At 64.9% G+C, this 16,693-nt stretch carries 18 protein-coding genes and 2 riboswitches; of the genes, 10 read left to right on the top strand and 8 right to left on the bottom strand.

Annotated features, from left to right (window positions below):
- The first annotated feature begins 17 nt into the window (after positions 1 to 17).
- From ET418_RS03620 to ET418_RS03590, 7 genes are all read left to right on the top strand, one after another.
- Positions 18 to 1,304, top strand: a complete 1,287-nt coding sequence (locus ET418_RS03620) for a putative DNA modification/repair radical SAM protein (RefSeq protein ID WP_149306223.1) — start codon at positions 18 to 20, stop codon at positions 1,302 to 1,304.
- Positions 1,304 to 2,107, top strand: a complete 804-nt coding sequence (locus ET418_RS03615) for a TIGR03915 family putative DNA repair protein (RefSeq protein WP_149306222.1) — start codon at positions 1,304 to 1,306, stop codon at positions 2,105 to 2,107. The genes ET418_RS03620 and ET418_RS03615 overlap by 1 nt, the downstream gene beginning before the upstream one ends.
- A 143-nt stretch (positions 2,108 to 2,250) precedes the next feature.
- Positions 2,251 to 2,440, top strand: a riboswitch (cobalamin riboswitch).
- 223 nt (positions 2,441 to 2,663) lie between these two features.
- A riboswitch (cobalamin riboswitch) is annotated at positions 2,664 to 2,870 on the top strand.
- Positions 2,871 to 2,881: 11 nt separating this feature from the next.
- A complete protein-coding gene (locus ET418_RS03610; RefSeq protein ID WP_149306221.1) occupies positions 2,882 to 4,708 on the top strand; it encodes a TonB-dependent receptor plug domain-containing protein in 1,827 nt (608 codons plus the stop codon).
- Positions 4,708 to 5,580 (top strand): ABC transporter substrate-binding protein, encoded by an 873-nt coding sequence (locus ET418_RS03605; protein WP_149306220.1) that lies wholly within the window; start codon positions 4,708 to 4,710, stop codon positions 5,578 to 5,580. Before ET418_RS03610 ends, ET418_RS03605 begins: the two co-directional genes overlap by 1 nt.
- Positions 5,577 to 6,548, top strand: a complete 972-nt coding sequence (locus tag ET418_RS03600; protein ID WP_188055255.1) for a FecCD family ABC transporter permease — start codon at positions 5,577 to 5,579, stop codon at positions 6,546 to 6,548. The genes ET418_RS03605 and ET418_RS03600 overlap by 4 nt, the downstream gene beginning before the upstream one ends.
- Positions 6,548 to 7,330 carry an ABC transporter ATP-binding protein gene (locus tag ET418_RS03595; RefSeq protein WP_149306219.1) on the top strand — a complete coding sequence of 261 codons (783 nt, stop codon included), beginning with the start codon at positions 6,548 to 6,550 and terminating at the stop codon, positions 7,328 to 7,330. The genes ET418_RS03600 and ET418_RS03595 overlap by 1 nt, the downstream gene beginning before the upstream one ends.
- Positions 7,293 to 8,084, top strand: coding sequence for an energy transducer TonB (locus ET418_RS03590; protein ID WP_149306218.1), 792 nt, complete (start codon positions 7,293 to 7,295; stop codon positions 8,082 to 8,084). Before ET418_RS03595 ends, ET418_RS03590 begins: the two co-directional genes overlap by 38 nt.
- Here ET418_RS03590 and ET418_RS18070 read toward each other — a convergent pair.
- The 3 genes from ET418_RS18070 to ET418_RS03575 all read right to left on the bottom strand — a co-directional run bounded on the left by ET418_RS18070 (position 7,987) and on the right by ET418_RS03575 (position 9,304).
- Positions 7,987 to 8,337: a hypothetical protein gene (locus ET418_RS18070; protein ID WP_188055253.1), complete on the bottom strand. Its 351-nt coding sequence runs from the start codon at positions 8,335 to 8,337 to the stop codon at positions 7,987 to 7,989. The genes ET418_RS03590 and ET418_RS18070 overlap by 98 nt on opposite strands.
- 63 nt (positions 8,338 to 8,400) lie before the next feature.
- Entirely contained in the window at positions 8,401 to 8,826 is a 426-nt protein-coding gene (locus tag ET418_RS03580) for a hypothetical protein (RefSeq protein ID WP_149306217.1), read from the bottom strand.
- 37 nt (positions 8,827 to 8,863) lie between these two features.
- A complete protein-coding gene (locus ET418_RS03575; protein WP_149306216.1) occupies positions 8,864 to 9,304 on the bottom strand; it encodes a Spy/CpxP family protein refolding chaperone in 441 nt (146 codons plus the stop codon).
- Between the two features lie 165 nt (positions 9,305 to 9,469).
- Here ET418_RS03575 and ET418_RS03570 point away from each other — a divergent pair, with 165 nt between their 5' ends.
- On the top strand, positions 9,470 to 10,180 hold the full coding sequence (locus ET418_RS03570) for a response regulator (protein ID WP_149306215.1): 711 nt from the start codon (positions 9,470 to 9,472) through the stop codon (positions 10,178 to 10,180).
- Positions 10,177 to 11,583 (top strand): sensor histidine kinase, encoded by a 1,407-nt coding sequence (locus tag ET418_RS03565; protein ID WP_149306214.1) that lies wholly within the window; start codon positions 10,177 to 10,179, stop codon positions 11,581 to 11,583. Before ET418_RS03570 ends, ET418_RS03565 begins: the two co-directional genes overlap by 4 nt.
- Here the strand turns inward: ET418_RS03565 and ET418_RS03560 are convergent.
- From ET418_RS03560 to ET418_RS03550, 3 genes are all read right to left on the bottom strand, one after another.
- Positions 11,573 to 12,673: a class I SAM-dependent methyltransferase gene (locus tag ET418_RS03560; RefSeq protein ID WP_246152932.1), complete on the bottom strand. Its 1,101-nt coding sequence runs from the start codon at positions 12,671 to 12,673 to the stop codon at positions 11,573 to 11,575. The genes ET418_RS03565 and ET418_RS03560 overlap by 11 nt on opposite strands.
- Before the next feature lie 62 nt (positions 12,674 to 12,735).
- Entirely contained in the window at positions 12,736 to 13,176 is a 441-nt protein-coding gene (locus ET418_RS03555; protein ID WP_149306213.1) for a GSU0071 family protein, read from the bottom strand.
- A 341-nt stretch (positions 13,177 to 13,517) separates the two neighbouring features.
- Positions 13,518 to 14,333, bottom strand: a complete 816-nt coding sequence (locus ET418_RS03550) for an OB-fold nucleic acid binding domain-containing protein (RefSeq protein WP_149306212.1) — start codon at positions 14,331 to 14,333, stop codon at positions 13,518 to 13,520.
- Positions 14,334 to 14,428: 95 nt separating this feature from the next.
- Between ET418_RS03550 and queC the strand changes: the two genes are divergently transcribed.
- Entirely contained in the window at positions 14,429 to 15,109 is a 681-nt protein-coding gene (gene queC / locus ET418_RS03545) for a 7-cyano-7-deazaguanine synthase QueC (RefSeq protein ID WP_149306211.1), read from the top strand.
- A gap of 89 nt (positions 15,110 to 15,198) precedes the next feature.
- Here queC and ET418_RS03540 read toward each other — a convergent pair whose 3' ends face one another.
- A complete protein-coding gene (locus tag ET418_RS03540; RefSeq protein WP_149306210.1) occupies positions 15,199 to 15,564 on the bottom strand; it encodes a hypothetical protein in 366 nt (121 codons plus the stop codon).
- A 122-nt stretch (positions 15,565 to 15,686) separates the two neighbouring features.
- Positions 15,687 to 16,691: a phosphate acetyltransferase gene (gene pta / locus ET418_RS03535; RefSeq protein WP_149306209.1), complete on the bottom strand. Its 1,005-nt coding sequence runs from the start codon at positions 16,689 to 16,691 to the stop codon at positions 15,687 to 15,689.
- Positions 16,692 to 16,693: the final 2 nt, after the last annotated feature.

Raw genomic sequence — 16,693 nt, 5'->3', positions numbered from 1 at the left:
ACGAATGCGGGGCCCCCATGAACAACCGGACTTTCGAACAACGCCTGGAAATACTGGCCGACAGCGCCAAGTACGATGTCTCCTGCTCCTCCAGCGGCAGCAACCGCAGGGGCACGCCCGGCGGGGTGGGGAGCACCGCCGTTGCCGGGATCTGCCACACCTGGACCGCCGACGGCCGCTGCATCTCCCTCCTCAAGATTCTGCTCACCAACGCCTGCATCTACGACTGCGCCTACTGCGTCAACCGCCGCAGCAACGACATCCCCCGGGCCGCCTTCACCCCGGCGGAGGTAGTGCGGCTGACCATGGATTTCTACCGCCGCAACTACATCGAGGGGCTGTTCCTCAGCACCGGCGTCACCCGTTCCGCCGATCACACCATGGAGCAGTTGATCGCCGTGGTGCGCAAACTGCGCGACGAGGAGCGTTTCAACGGCTATGTCCACCTCAAGATCGTGCCGGGGGCCGACCCGCTGCTGGTGGCCGAGGCGGGTCGCTACGCCGACCGGGTCAGCGTCAATATCGAGCTCCCCACCCGCCAGAGCCTGGCGCTTCTGGCGCCGGACAAGCCGCGGGAATCGGTGATCGCCCCCATGCGCCAGGTGAGCGGCCTCATCGCCTCGGCCCGCGAAGAGCGCAAGAAATCCCGCAAGGCGCCCCAGTTCGCCCCGGCCGGACAGAGCACCCAGTTGATCGTGGGGGCCACCCCCGAGAGCGACCGGGAGATCGTCACCCTGGCGGAGGGGCTCTACCGCCGCCTGGATATGCGGCGGGTCTACTACTCGGCCTTTGTGCCCGGCTCCAGCGACCGTCGCCTGCCGGCGCTCCCCACGCCCCCCCTGCTGCGGGAGCACCGCCTGTACCAGGCCGACTGGCTGCTGCGCTTCTACGGATTCGCCGCCCACGAGCTGCTGGACGAGGACCGTCCCAACCTGGACATGCGTTTCGATCCCAAGAGCGACTGGGCCGTGCGCCACCTGGACCTGTTCCCGGTGGAGGTGAACAGCGTCGAGTACGAGGTGCTGCTCCGGGTGCCGGGCATCGGCGTGCGCTCGGCCCAGCGCATCGTCGCGGCCCGCCGCCATGCCCGGCTGGGGGAGGCGGAGTTGAAACGGCTCGGGGTGGTGCTCAAGCGGGCGCGCTATTTTCTGACCGCCGGCGGCCGTTACCTGGGGGGAATCCGCCTGGACGGGGCCACCCTGGTGGCGCGGCTCCTGGCGCCGGAGCGGCGTCCGGCCCGGTTGGATCAACTGGAACTGTTTCCGGCGACCCCTGACGCCTCGGCCCTGACGGGGGAGCTGTGATGGTGTGCTACCGCTACGACGGGACCCTGGAGGGGTTCCTCTGCGCCTTGGCTCTGTGCCTCGAATCCGGGGGCGGGGAGGCGGAGTTCCTGCGGCCGGGGGCCGAGAGCGGGGCGGGACTGTTCGCGGGCGTCCCCCGTGATGTGGCCACGGAGCGTGAAACGGCGCTCCGCTTCCGGGAGCGGTTCGTCACGGCGGTGTCGCGAGATGCCTTTGCCACCCTGCGCTACGCCTTTCACAGCGAAGCCGCCGGGGTGGAGGAGCTGCTGTGGCGCTATGTGCTGGTGGGGTTGAAACAGGGGAAACGTCTGGAGCACATGCTGGCCCAGGAGCCGGTCTGCACGGTGAACCGGCTGGCCCGCGCGGTCTCCCACGAGGCCCACAAGTTCACCGGGTTCGTGCGTTTCCGTGAGGTGACGTGGCCCGTGGGGGATTCGTGGGGTGAGGGAGATGGGGAGAAGGGCACTTCGTTCCTTTACGCCCGGATCGAGCCGGCGGTCGACATCCTCGCCTTCATCGCCCCCTTCTTCACGGAACGGCTCAACGACCGCGACTGGATGATCCACGACCTGCGCCGCTCGCAGGCGGCGGTGTTCAACCGGGAGACGTGGCGCTTGGTCAGGGAGGTGGAATTGACCAGCCCGCCCGGCTACACCGCCGACGAGGAGGTGTGCAGCCGCCTCTGGCGCAGCTACTTCCAGCGTATGGCCATACCGGAGCGCCACAATCCCCGGCTCCAGCAGCAACTCGTGCCGTTGCGTTTCCGCGCCCACCTGGTGGAGTTCGGCGGGGAGGAGTCCTGAAGCCGTGGCGCCTTCACGGCTCCTCGCGCCAGGCATGGCTCTGACGTCCGTGTCTCCACCAGAATAGTTTCAATAATGGCCGTTGACACATCATATAGTGCTGTGATATTGATGCTGCGCTAAATATAGCCGATAAAAACAAAAACCGAATACCGGATCACGGTGCCCGCAAGGGCTTGATAGGGAAGAGGGGTGCAGCTCGAAGAGCCATTCCCCCGCGGACCCGCCGCTGTAAGCGATGACGAAGGGCATTACGTCACTGGTCGAAAGACCGGGAAGGCGCCCGGAGGATGAATCGCGAGCCAGAAGACCTGCCCTGATCTCAGCACTCGAAAATTCCCCGTGGTAAGGGAAGAGTGAATCCATTACCAGACTTTGAATACGAAAAGTCCGCTTGATGCTTCGGCACATGCGGACTTTTTTTTATGCCTTTTCCCTGTTTGATGAAGATTTATGGCCTCTGGCTGGCGAGGGCGCGGGACCGGTTATGGGAAAAGACCCTGATCGTCCGGTTCCCCGAAAACGGCGCACCCTAAGCAGAACGATTTCAAAAAGGATTTCGCGCATTAATTAGAGTTATCACCGAATGGATGTGAGGAAGAGGGGTGCCGCTCCCGATGGAGCCATTCCCCCGCTGCCCCGCAGCCGTAATGGGAACGAAACCCCGTCGCGCTCAGCGCGAAACAGCCACTGGGAGCAATCCTGGGAAGGCGGGCGAGTAGGTGGCCCTGAGCCGGAAGACCGCTCCATTCGTAATTTCGAGGGAGGAATGTCATGAAGAAGAACGTTGTAAACCTGTTGTGCGTACTGTTGTTGTCTACCCCGGCCTTTGCCGAACCGCCTGATGCCGTCCTGCCGGAGATCGTGGCAACCGCTTCCCGCTGGGAAGAGTCCGTGGAGCGCGTCCCGCAGGATATGACCGTCATTACCCGGGCCGATCTGGAGAAACGGGGCGTCCCTTTTGTCGTTGACCTCTTGAGGCTCCAGCCAGATGTGCAGGTCGTGCAAAACGGCGGCCCCGGTACGAACGCAACCCTGCTCATGCGTGGCGGCGGCAGCAATCAGGTGCTGGTGCTGGTCGACGGCATCAAGTTCAACAGCCCCACCACCGGTTCCGCGGACCTGTCCACGTTGCTGACCACCGATATCGAGCGCATCGAGATCATCAAAGGCCCCCAGAGCACCCTCTACGGCTCGGAGGCCATGGCCGGCGTGGTCAACATCATCACCAAAAAGGGGGAAGGCAAACCGAAGGCCGGCCTGAGCGTCGAGGGGGGCTCGTTTTCCACCGTCAGGACGGCTGGTTCGGTTTCCGGTGGCACAGACAAGACGAGTTACCGGCTGTCCGCCACCTACTTCGACACCGACGGTATCCCCACAGCCAAAAACGGCTCGGTGCCGAACGGCACCACGAACAAGTCGGTATCGGCTCGGCTCGGCGCCAACCCGGCCGACAACGCCTCCATCGAACTCAACCTGCGCTACGGGGCGGACAAGACGCAGCTCGACAATTACGCCTTCGGAGCCGGGCCGGTGGACACCCGGAACTATAGCCAAAAGCACGAGAACTATCTCGTGGCCGCCACCGGGAGGATTTTCCCCTGGGAGAAGTACGAACAGAGTCTGACGCTCTCATATCTCCGCGATAACCTGAACGCCACGGACCCTGTCACCGCCTACAATAATTACCGGATCAACGCGACCACCGAACTCCTGGACTGGCAACACACGCTTGATCTGCACCCGTTGACCATAACCGGGGGATTTGCCTACCGCTACGAATCGGCCAATAATGAGGGGGCATTCGACGAGTCGATTGACAACAGGGCCGGTTACCTCAACGCCAAACTCGGCCTGCTCGACGATGCCCTGATTCTCAACGCCGGGCTGCGCTATGACGATCATTCGGCCTTTGGCGATGCCGTCACCTACCGGGCCGGCGTGCTCTATAACCTCAAGCCGCTGGAGATGAGATTCAAGGCAAATCTCGGCAGCGGATTTCGGGCACCATCGCTGAATGAGCTTTACTATCCGAACTACGGCAACCCCGATCTGAAACCGGAAAGAAGCATCGGTTACGACGTTGGTGTCGAAAAGGACCTGCTCGACAAGAAGCTGGTGATCGGCGCGACCTGGTTCTGGCAGCGCTACCATGACCTCATCCAGTCGGACCCGAATACCTTCACCGCCGTCAATATCGGAAACGCTCTGACCGAGGGGGTGGAGGTCACGGCAACCGCCCTTCCTCTCGCCGATCTGAAATTGAATGCCGGTTACACCTACCTCAACGCGGTCAACAAGGACACCGGAGCCTCTCTTACGCTCCGCCCACGGAACAAATTCACGTCATCCGTTGAATATACCCTGGCAAAGCTGACGGTGATCGGTGAATACCGGTATGTTGCCAAGCGGTACGATGCGACGCTGAATCGGGACCTGTCCCCCTATGCCCTTGTCAATCTGAAGGGCTCGTATCTCCTGCACAAAAACCTTTCGCTCTTTGCACGAATCGACAATCTCTTCGACAAATCGTACGAGGAGGCCGGTGGCTATGGTACTCCCGGAATCTCCGCCTTTGGCGGTGTCAAGGTTGCGTTTTAGTGGCGCGGAAACTGCGCGGCGTAACGCGGTGGGTTCTCTGCCTGCTCATCCTCTGCGGATGGCATGGGGCCGCGTATTGCACTCCTCGGCCCCCGCAGCGGATCGTCTCCCTCGCCCCGGCCATGACCGAGATCATGTTCTCCCTGGGGCTGGGGGAGCGGATCGTGGGGGTGACCACGGTGTGCGACCGCCCCGCCGCGGCCCGGAGCAAGGCGAAGATCGGCGGCATGGCGAACCCGTCCATCGAGGCGATCGTCGCCCTGAAGCCGGATCTGGTGGTCATGACCAGCGACGGGAACCCGAAGGCCGTGGCCGAACGGCTGGCCCGGCTCGGTATCCGAACCTATGTCTTCACGTCCCGGCGCCTGACCGAACTGCCCGGCGGCATCCGGGAGATGGGCCGGGCTTTGGGGGCCTCTCCCGCCGCCAACCGCCTTGCGGAACAACTGGAGACGGCAATCCGGGACGTCGCGGCGTCGCACCGGGGGAAGCCACCGCAAGCGGGCGCGGGCAGGGGGGGCAGAAAGGCGATCTTCGTCATCTGGCCCAGCCCCCTTATCGTGGCCGGGCCCGGTACGATCCTGGACGATGCCATGAAGATGAGCGGCTTGAACAATATCGCCGCCGACGCCAAGGCCGCCTATCCCCGCTTCTCCCTGGAGGCGGTCATCGAGCGAAGGCCCGATGTGATCCTGATCGGCAAGGGGCACGACGACATGCGGGCGCTTTCCAAGGGATTCCTGAAGAGCATCGGCATGCTCGAAGCGGTGCAGAAGGGGCGGGTCTGCTTCATGGACGACGCCCTGTATCGCCCCGGGCCGAGGATACCGGCGGGCCTGGCGGAGCTGGCCCGCTGCGGGAGGATGCCGTGAAGCGTGCTAACGGCACCGCTCTCGTGGCAACGGCACTGTGCGTCGCCGCGTTGTGCGTCATCATTATCTCGATAGCCAGCGGCCCGCGACTGTTGAACCCCTTTACCATGGACCGGGAAACGTGCCGGACGCTCCTCGCCATCAGGCTCCCCCGGACCGCCGCCGCCCTGCTCATGGGAGGCGCCCTTGGGGCGTCGGGAGCCATCCTCCAGGGGATCTTCCGCAACCCCCTGGCCGACCCGTACATCCTGGGCATTTCCAGCGGCGCATCCCTGGCCGCCTCGTTCGGGCTCATGTTCGGCCTCTCCCTGCTCGCGCTCAGTGTTCCCCTGCTGGCGTTTCTGGGGGCCATCGCAACGGGTGTCGCCGTCGTTATCCTGGGGCGCGGCTGGAAAGGGTTGCAGCCCGACCGGCTCCTCCTGGCCGGCGTGGGCGTCGGCTTCTTCCTCTCCGCCCTGCTCATGCTGGTCATGACCGTTTCCGTGGACGACGGCCTCAGGCGGGCCATCCTCTGGATGTCCGGCGATCTCTCCCTGGTGGATTGGGGGCTGCTCCCCGTGGGGCTCCTCTTCATCCTTGCCGGGTTGGCCCTCGCCGTGGCACGGCGCAAGGGGCTGAACGCCCTGACCCTGGGGGACGATATCGCCTACAGTCTGGGCTTCAACCCGGCGCGGGAACGGCTCGTCCTCTTCATTGCCGCGTCGCTCATGACCGCAGCGTCGGTCGCCATGGGGGGCGTTGTCGGCTTCATCGGGCTCGTGGTCCCCCATGTGGTTCGCCGCCATGTGGGCTCGGACGCCGCCGTGGTGCTGCCGCTCTCGGTGGTCGCCGGGGGAACCCTGCTCTGCGTTGCCGACGCCGTGGGCAGGACCGTCGCCGCGCCGCTGGAACTTCCCGCCGGGGTAATCGCCGCGCTCATCGGCTCCCCCTATTTCATCTTCCTCCTGGGACGGAGGAGGAGCCGCTGATGCCGGAGGATGCCGCCATGACCACGCTCGAATTCGCCAACGTCTCGTTTTCCTACAACCCGCAAGGATTCATGGAGCAGCTGTCCTTTTCCTTGGCCGGTGGGGAACTGGTCGGCCTCATGGGGCCCAACGGCGCGGGGAAGTCGACGATCCTCAAGCTTGCGGCGGGGCTTCTCCCCCCGCAACAGGGGGAGGTACTGGTGGGCAGGCGGGCGATCCGCTCCTATGGCGGGAACGAACGGGCGCAGCTCGTGGCCTACCTCCCGCAGACACTGGATACCCAGGTCCCGTTTCGGGTGGCCGAACTCGTGGGGATGGGGGCGTATCCCCGCGGCGGGGAGGCGGCGCTCACCGTGGGGGAAGCGCTCCATCTCACGGGCCTGGAGGATAAGGCGGCGGCGCACCTGGCCGAACTGAGCGGCGGGGAGCAACGACGGGCCTATATCGCCATGACCCTGGTCCAGGGGGCGCGGGTGCTGCTCCTGGACGAGCCGTTGGCGAGCCTGGACATCAGGTACCAGTTCGACCTGTACCGGCTCCTGAAGGACATTGCCCGGGATAAAGGCGTGTCCGTATGCCTGTCGCTGCACGATATCGGCATGGGAGCCCTGCTGGACCGGCTCCTCCTGCTCAAGCGCGGGCGGGTGGTCGCCGAAGGCGATCCCGGCAGCGTCCTCACGGATGAGATGGTGCGGGACGCCTTCGACCTGGACGATGCCGCCGACAGCTACACGGCGGCGCACCGTGCCGTGGGCCTGGCCCTTGAGCGGCAACCCCGGTGAGGACGAGGTGACGGCCAAAGGGCTCGGCACCTGCCTGATCGGGTCGCTCCTCCTCCATCTCGGCCTGGGGGTCCTGGCGTCCCGGGTGCCACCCGGGACGCCTACCGCGGTGCGCGCCGTCGAGGTCTTTGCCGTCGAGCCGCCCGGCTCCCGGTTGCCGAGGACGGGCGCTCCGAAGCCCGCGCATACCGGTAACGCTCTGCAACGGCCCGGCCCGGAAACGGACCGGCGGCAACCGCGGCCCCCGGTCGTCAGGTCCGCTCTTATCCCCTCCGATCGGAGTGCTGTGGCACAAGCCCCCCTGGCGGCCGCCCCTCCGGTGCCGCCGCTTCCGGGTTCGGCCCCTGCCCGCGTCGTATCCGCCGGCATGCCGCCCGGCCCGCTGCCCGCCCGCCCACCGGGGGAGAGGCCGGGAGGTGCGCCGACCGGGCCGACCGGGCAAGAGCCGGCGCCGGGGCGGGTCATGGCGTTGGGGGATGCGGGTGCGCCGCGCTTCATCCATCGGGAAGCGCCGCTCTACCCGCTCATTGCCCGTAGGCTGGGGAAAGAGGGGCGGGTCGTCGTGCGGCTGTCGCTGGATGCCCAGGGGCGGTTGCAGGGGATCGATACCGTCGAGGCAAACGGTTTCGGTTTTGCCGAAGCGGCGAGCGCCGCCATCAGGAAATCGTCCTTTGCGCCGGCGGTGAAAAACGGCAGGGGCGTATCGTCCCAGGTCCTGGTGCCGGTGCGGTTTGTCCTGCACGAAGGGGAGTGAGGCCAGCGGCGCCATGCCGGCTCCTGAGGGCGCCGCCGGCCATCTGCCCGGCAATGGCGCAAAGGATGGCCAGGGGGACGAGTTGCCAACCGCACCCGATCTTCATCCTGAGGTACACGATAACCGGGATGGTGAGGTGGGCGTAAAAGAACCAGCCGTAGGTAAGGTAGCCGTACCCCCGGCGCAGGTAGCCACAGGGGATGTTCGCCAGTGCGATGGCTGCGGCGAGGGCGATAAGGAAAAGGTAGGTCATGTCTGTTCCAAGGGGGCTGCCGAAGCCCCGTGTCGGGGTACTTCGGCAGCCGTTGCCGACAGGTTACGCGCCGCAGGAACTGCAGGCGCTCTCCGTCCCGCAGGCGCTCTTCTCATTGCGGCTGCCTCGGGGGAACAGGTGATCGGCTGCATAGGGGGTGATGTCGATGAAGAAGTGGAGGTACAGGTCCTGTTCACCGGCCAGGGGGACCCAGTAACCGTCCACCACCAGCCCCAGGTTGTCGGCATAGGTCACGAGCCGTTTGGCGCTCTGTTCCTGAAGCGCCTTGGCGGCCAGGCACCGCTGGTGATCTTCCTTCGTGCCGCTGTCGATGCAGCGCGTCCCGGGGATGCACCCCATGGCCTCGGCGGCCCTGTTACGGTCAAGAATGGTGCGGTCCTTGCGCACCAGCATGACCGGTGAGGGAAAATGGTCCCAGAAAAGGTGGAAGTTGCGGCTCAATTCCGCGCTGATGGTACTCTGTTCCATGGTGATCTCCTCTGTGTCTGTATGCGGTGTCATGGGGTTACTTCATCTCCCCGTGGGCCGATTCGTAGCGTTTCTTCAACTCCGCCCGTTGCCCAGGAGTCAGCACGGCGCTGATCGCGATGAGCCGGTCCACGGTGCGGTGGGCGAACCCCGTCAACTCCTTGGCCTTCTCATCCACGGTGGCGTGCAGCCAGGCGCTATTGGGGATGTCCAGCAGGAGGCAGCCGACCATCTTGTTCTTCAGCCCCTGATTGCTGTTATAGATTTCCTTGCCGTCGGCCACAATCTGGTCCACGCCGGCGTTGATCTTCCCCTTCTGCTCTTCCGTGGCGTCGATCTTGTCCAGGGAGGCGGCCACATGCCCATTGATCTTGCCGGAAAGGTCGCCGTGGGAGCCGCACTGTTTGCAGGCCGTTATGGCGCCGGCCATGGCCACGGCCCCGAGAACCGCCGCAATCCGTTTGATGCCCTTGTTCATCCGCTCCTCCTTCTCGTTCTGTTTGATGTGGTACAATGAAGTCAGGCTACGGCAGGGATGTAAAAAAAGTATGTGGCAAATGTAAAAAAAGCGTAAAAAACTGCCGGGTTCCGGGGTGATCTGGTATGTAATATCCCGTACCACTATTCACAGGGAGCGCGCGGGATGGACGAAACACGGCGTAAACGGATTTTTCTGGTGGATGACGACGCCCGGCTGCGCAAGCTTTTGGTGCGGTTTCTGGGGGGGCACGGCTTCGAACTGCGGGAGTTTCCCGACGGCCGGGACGTGACGGCGGCCATCGCCATGGAGCGGCCCGACGCCGTGATCCTCGACATCATGCTGCCGGGAGAGAGCGGCCTGGAGATTCTTGAGCGCATTCGGAAGGAGTCCCCCCTGCCGGTGATCATGCTGACCGCCCGGGGGGAGGACGAGGACCGCATCCTCGGCCTGGAACTCGGCTCGGACGACTACCTGCCCAAGCCGTTCAACCCCCGGGAACTCCTGGCGCGGCTCAACGCCGTCCTGAGGAGGACCGGGCCCGCGGGAGAGGCCGACCCGCCCCCCGGCGACGTCCTGGAGGCCGCCGGTCTGCGGCTCAGCCGTGCCCGGCGCACGGTTAGCGCCGGAGGGGGCGAACTGGCGCTGTCGGCCACGGAATTCAAACTTTTGGAGGCGCTCATGAGCCGCCCGAACACGATCCTCTCCCGGGACGAACTGCTCACCTATGCCCGGGGCAAGGAGGCCGGCCCCTTTGACCGGAGCATCGACGTGCATGTGGGCAAGCTGCGCGCCAAGCTGGAGTCCTTGCCGGGCGGCGGGAAGCGCATCAGGACGGTGTGGGGATCGGGATACATGCTGGAGGACCGGGTATGATGCGGCGGCTCTACTTCAAGATACTGCTCCACTGGTGCGTTGCGTTGGTGGTGACGGCACTGCTGGCCTTCGCCCTTGTGTTCCTGCTCGTAAAGGATGGCCACCAGGCATCGGTAACGGCGTCCGTTGGCCGCACGGCCCTCATGGCCAGGGATTACGTGGTGGCAGCGGCGGACGGTGGCGGCGCGCGGAACGAGGAGCCGGGCCTCGTGCTGCGCCGGGCCGTGCACCAGGTGAGCCAAAGCACCCACGCCAAGGTGTGGATCAGCCGGGGCGACGGCACCCCCCTGGCCGCCTCCTTCCCGGGTGAGGTCAAGGCCCCGGAGGGCACCCACGGCCTGTCCGGCCGTTACGGGGCCGCGAGCGTCACGGTGGAGGCCGGTCCGAACCGGCTCGCCTACGCCACGGTCCCCCTGGCCCCCGGTACCCGGGGGGCGGAGCAGGCCTGGCTGCACATCCTCACGGAGCGGGAGCCGGGCAGATTTCCCCACGGAGCGTTCGCGGCCGGACTGGCCTTGATCTGCGCCGTGGTGGCGGCCATCGCCGTTCCCCTCTCCCGGCACATCACCCAGCCGCTGAACCGGCTCCAGGAGTCGGCCTTGCGCATCGCCGGCGGCGATCTCTCCGCCCGGGCCGACGTACAGGGGGACGACGAGATCGGCCGGCTCGGCGCGGCCTTCAACGGTATGGCGGAGACCGTGGAACGCATGGTCCGGGCGGGGCGGGAACTGACGGCCAATGTGTCCCACGAGATGCGCAGCCCCTTGGCCCGCATCCGGGTCGCGGGGGAGTGCCTCACGGGGGCGCTGGCCCGGGGCGATGGGGTAGAGGCCGGAGAGTTGCTGGCGGGGATGTGGGAGGATATCGACGAGGCGGACCGGATGGTCGGCCGCATCCTCCAGTACTCCAAGCTGGACCTGCATACACCGGTCCCGGCGACCGCGCTCGTTCAGCCGTCCGTCCTGCTGAACGGGCTCATGAAGGCCATGCGCCCCCTGTTCGGGACGAAACGGATCACGGTGGAGCAGGATCTGGAACCTGACCTGTGGGTGAGCGGCGACGAGGAGTACCTGCGTTCGGCGCTGAAGAACATTCTGGAGAATGCGGCACGCTACACGCCGGAGCAGGGGGTGGTGCGGGTAGGGCTCCACGGGGAGGGGAATGCGGTTCTTCTGGAGGTTACGAACAGCGCGCCCCCTGTCGCGGAGGACGACCTGGAACGGCTCTTCGAGCCCTTTTACCGGGGGAAGGGGGCCACGGGACAGGGGGCGGGCCTCGGCCTGGCCATCGCCCGGAAGGTCGCCCTGCTTCACCACGGGGAGATGGGGGTGGGGAACACCCCACAGGGGGTCCGGGTCTGGCTCCGGCTCCCCTTGGCGGATCTGCGAACTGTCAGCGCCTGAACTGGAGCAGGAACAACGCCTCGCGGTAGGCCGGCAGGAGGGCGCGGCAGGCGGGGGAGAGGGCGTCCCACGGTTTTGGGCTGCGCAGGCCCCGCAGCAGGGCGCGTTCCGGGCGGGTCAGCACCGGGGTGGCGGCCCCCAGGCGCGGGGCGATATGCACCGCCCCCAGGTTAAACGGGGCGACGGCCCGGGAAAGACAGGGGTTGAGCATGACGAGGGAGCCGCGGTCGTCGGGGCAGGGGCCGGAAACGTTGCGGCCCGCGTAGAGGATGAAGTTGCCGGGGGAGCGCCGGGAGGCCTCCAGGGCCGTGAGCCGTTCCGTCTCCAGCCCCACATCCTCCAGGGCGTCGTGGTGGGCAAACAGGAGCGGCTCCAGGCCGCTTTGGCGGACCAGGTCCAGCAGCTCGCCGACCCGGAAGGTATGGACCCGGGGGTGGAGCAGAGCATCGGCCAGCCCGTTGTCGAAGGCGGCCTCGTCGGACGCCTCCACGAACCGGCGCAGGCGCGACCCCGGTTTGGCCCGGGCGATGAGCCGCCGCGCCGCGGCCGGGTCGGTAATCCCCAACAGGTGGAAGGCGCGGCGGATGGACTCCTCTTCCCGGCGGGCGTAGCGGCTGTAGACCATCAGCCGCAGCACCCCTCCCGGTGCGAGGCGTCCCGCCAGGGCCGTGAGCCCGGCCAGGGGGTCGTCCAGGTGGTGGAGCACGCCGTAGGCGTCGATCAGGCCGAAGGGGCCGCCGGTCAGGGGGGCGTCCAGCAGGTCGCCCCGGCAGAAGGTGACGTTGGTCCGGCCGTGGAGCAGGCAGTGCAGCCGGGCGCGGCGGAGGCTGCGCTCCGACAGGTCGAGGGCGGTGATGGCGGCATGGGGGTTGGCCAGGCTAAAAGGGTAGGGGGAAAAGCTGCCGCAACCCGCTATCAGGATGCGTTGCGCCGCACGGGGCGGCAGGGCGCCGTTGAAGCGGGTCCATACGGCGGTCAGGTTAAGGGCGTAGGTATCGCACCGGCGCACCGAAGCCAGCAGGGGGTAGTGGGGATAGGGGTAGAGCTCGTAATGGGTGCGTACGTCGTCGGCCATGCCCCACTGTAGCAAGTCCCGCGGTTCCTGACAAGCGCGTGCTGCCCGAGGGGGTGCGAGTCAAGACGGCGCGGGGGTCACCCCCGGAGGCTCGCTTCCTCCTGCTCCACCAAGGCGACGAGTTCCTCGTACATGGCGATCATCACGCCCGATTCGAGCCATTTGCGGGCGATGTGCCGTATCAGGGCGAAGCCGTGGACGATGGTGCCGGCAAAGATGCAGATGCCGCACAGGCGGGTGGCCTCGTCCTGCATCAGCCAGCAAGCGACCACCGCAACCACCAGCATGGTGGATAAAAAGGCCATTTCGATGCCGCGGAACGGATTTTCGAACACCTTGGTCACGTCTATGTAATAGCGGGTCAGCCCGGTCACGTGGCGCATGAATTCGCCGATCTCGCTGCCGGTGCATTTGAGATGGGCGTAGCTGAGAAAGCGCGAACTGGCGTGCTCCCGTCCTGCGGTCATGCGTTCACTGACATATCGGTCAATGGCTTCGTCGATAAGATTGGTATTCATGGTAATGCTCCCTGGTGCAACGGTGTTGAACATGACTCCTGCCGCTTGCCTATCATTTTGAATCAAAGTCGCCATGATATACAAGGATAATTAACGGATATACATAATGCGTGCCGGGATGGCGCAAATTGTTAAACCTAATGATGCCGGACGGTTGCGATGATGTTATGCGGTGTGAGGGGTGGGGGACGAGGTAAAAATGATGCAGGGGTGCATCATTCTGACAGGGGTTGCCTTTTTTCTCGGCACCAGGTTTAACATCTGCGTCTTGTGGCGGGATAGAAGTAAAAAGCCCCTCCGGTGGGGGAGGGGCTGGCGTGACCGGCTCTGTTGAGCGGATGCTATTTGCCGATGGCGGCGTTCTCGATGATCACGCTGTAGCGGTAGCCGTACCCGAAGTCCCGGTCCTTGGACAGGGTTCCCTTGACCGTGACCACGTCGCCAACCTGGGCCGTTGCCGTGGTGGTGCAGACCAGATTATGGGTCCCCTTGGCCTGGGAGCCGCTGCCGTCCTGGATATGTATCCAGTTCTTCTTCATGATCTTGGGTGTGACCTTGACCACCTTGCCCCTGATGGAGACCTGCTTCTTGTTGAGTTTGGCGCTGTTGCGGTACGCCTCGGCAATGGTATAGGCATTGGGGCCGGTTGCCTTTTTGACCGAGATCTTCACCTCCTTGGCCTTTACGGCAACCTTGCTGCCGAGAGGGGCCGTCTGCGCCTTTGCCTGAACCGCCGGTGCCGCCGGCACTTTTGCCGGCGCTGCCGGTGCGGCCGCTTTCGCCTGGGGGATGACGCCGTTGGAGAAGATGATGGAATCAAAGGTGCGTTTGAGGGTCTTGCTCTCGAAGTCCTTCATGACGAGGCCTTCCTTGAAGCTCATGCGGTCGCCCACATTCACCCTGGTCTCCGCCACGGCCAGCCAGACCTTCTCGCCGTTGTTCTTCTGGAGGTAGATATAGCTGTAGCCGCCGCTGTTCATGGCCTGCAGCACCTTGCCCGAGATTTGGGCCGATTGCTGGTGGGTCGTGGATTGGGCGGGATAGTCGATCTTCGGGTGGCCGGCCGGCACGTTGGGGGAGGAAGTTGCGGCCAGGGCCGCGGAGGCGGCGCAGCAAAAAACGATGAGCGCAAGAGACAGAAGATGATTCTTTTTCATGTGGTCCTCATTTTTGAATTTACCAACTCGAATTTTTTGATACTATCACGAAAGCATGATAACTGGCAGTTCAAAAATAGAGGGGACAGAATACTATGCAACGCAAAGCGGTCGTTCTTTATAGCAGCGGTCTTGATTCAACCACCTGTCTGGCCATGGCCCAGGCCGAGGGGTTCACCCCGTACGCCATCAGTTTTTCCTACGGTCAACGGCACAGCCACGAATTGGAGGTGGCCAAGGCCAATGCGGTGCGCCTGGGGGCGGCCGAACACCTGGTGGTGGATTTCGACCTGCGCCTGATGGGGGGGAGCGCCCTGACGGCGGATATCGCCGTGCCCAAGGCGGGGGTGGGGGCCGAGATCCCGGTCACCTACGTACCGGCCCGCAACACCATCTTTCTCTCCTTTGCCCTGGGGTGGGCCGAGGTGCTGGGGGCCTTCGACATCTACATCGGTGTCAACGCCCTGGATTATTCCGGCTACCCGGACTGCCGCCCCGCCTATATCGAGGCCTACGAGACCATGGCCAACCTGGCCACCAAGGCGGGCGTGGAGGGAACGGGGCATTTTCGCATCCATACGCCGCTCATCGACCTGACCAAGGCCCAGATCATCAAAAGGGGGATGGAGTTGGGGGTGGATTACGGCCTGACCCATTCCTGCTACGATCCGACGCCGGAAGGGCTCTCCTGCGGGGAGTGCGATTCCTGCAGGCTGCGCTTGAAGGGGTTTGCCGAGGCGGGGCTGAAGGACCCGCTCAGGTATTTGAACCGGTAGGATTTGCCCCGCCACGGGGCTGCACGACAAAAGGCGCATCCCATCCCGGGGTGCGCCTTTTGTACTATTCGAGACCGTGAAGCGGCGGACTACTTCGTGGTGGTGAAGCGGTCGTGGAAAAAGCCCTTGATGGAGTGTCCCGTATCCCTGAACCATTCACCCATAGAACGGCCGGTCTTCCTGGCGGCTTGGCCTGATTCCCTGCCGCCTTCCTTGAAGGCCCGTCCGGTGTCCGTGCCGAGCTTCTTGAAGCCCTGACCGACCTCCTTGCCCCCTTCCTTGAAGGCGTGGCCCACCTCTTTGCCCCCCTCTTTCATGGCCTTTCCCGTGTCCTTGCCCATTTTCTTCAACCCTTGGCCGGCCTCCCTGCCCTTATCCCTGATGGGGGTGTCCGCGCGGCAGGGAACGGCAGGCAGCGCTATGAGCAGCAGGGCAACAATCCATCTTCCTCCCATGTGCGTCTCCTTTTCACTCAAATTCTATCAGGGATGGGAGAACAGGTCAAAGCATCATCACACCCTCTTTAGGACTTATAGGACCTATGAGCCATAGGTCCATAGGAGCCCCGCCTGACAATTTACCCTTGGGCCGCCTGGACGGCGGTGATGGCGGCGACGTTGACGATATCGTCCACGGAGCAGCCGCGGGACAGGTCGTTGACCGGCTTGGCCAGCCCCTGGATGATCGGGCCGACCGCCTCGGCGCCGGCCACCCGTTCCACCAGCTTGTAGGCGATGTTGCCGGCGTCCAGGTCCGGGAAGACCAGTACGTTGGCTTTGCCGGCCACGGCGCTGCCCGGGGCCTTTTTCTCGCCCACCTTGGGGAGCAGGGCGGCGTCGGCCTGGAGTTCGCCGTCGATCTGCATATCCGGCTTGAGTTGCCGGGCGATTTCCAGGGCTTTGGTCACCTTGTCGCAGTCGGGATGGGTGGCGCTCCCCTTGGTGGAGAAGGAGAGCAGGGCCACCCGGGCATCCACGTCCAGGAAGGCCTTGCAGTTGCCGGCCGTGGCCACGGCGATCTCGGCCAGGGCCTGGGCGTCCGGGTTGGGGTTGACGGCGCAGTCGGCGAACAGGATGATGCCGTTCTCACCGAAGTTCTCGCTCTTGGTGATCATGAGGAAGAAGGAGGAGACGGTCTTGATCCCCTTGGCCGGGCCGACGGTCTGGAAGGCCGCCTTGAGCACGTTGCCGGTGGTGCCGGTGGCCCCGGCCACTTCCCCCCCGGCGTCGCCGTTACGCACCATCATGCCGGCGTAGTACAGGTTGTCCGGCGCGGTCAGGAGGGCGCGGGCCTCCTCAGGGGTCATGCCCTTGGCCTTGCGCAGTTCGACGAAATCGGCCACGTACTGTTCCAGCTTGGGGGATGCGGCCGGGTTGAGCAGCTCCACCCCCGTCAGGTCGACCCCTTTTGCGGCGGCATCGGCCAGAATCCTGGCCGGGTCCCCCAGGATGACGATCCGCGCCAGCCCCTCCCTGGTCACCTTCTCGGCGGCGAACAGCATCCGCTCGTCGTAGCTCTCCGGCAGCACCACGGTCTGCAGGTTCTTCCGGGCCTTATCCTTGATCTGGTCAACAAGATGCATGG

The sequence above is a fragment of the Oryzomonas rubra genome, from assembly GCF_008369015.1.
In the GTDB taxonomy this organism is placed as follows: Bacteria; Desulfobacterota; Desulfuromonadia; order Geobacterales; family Pseudopelobacteraceae; genus Oryzomonas; species Oryzomonas japonica.
This window is presented reverse-complemented; position numbering and strand designations above follow the sequence as displayed.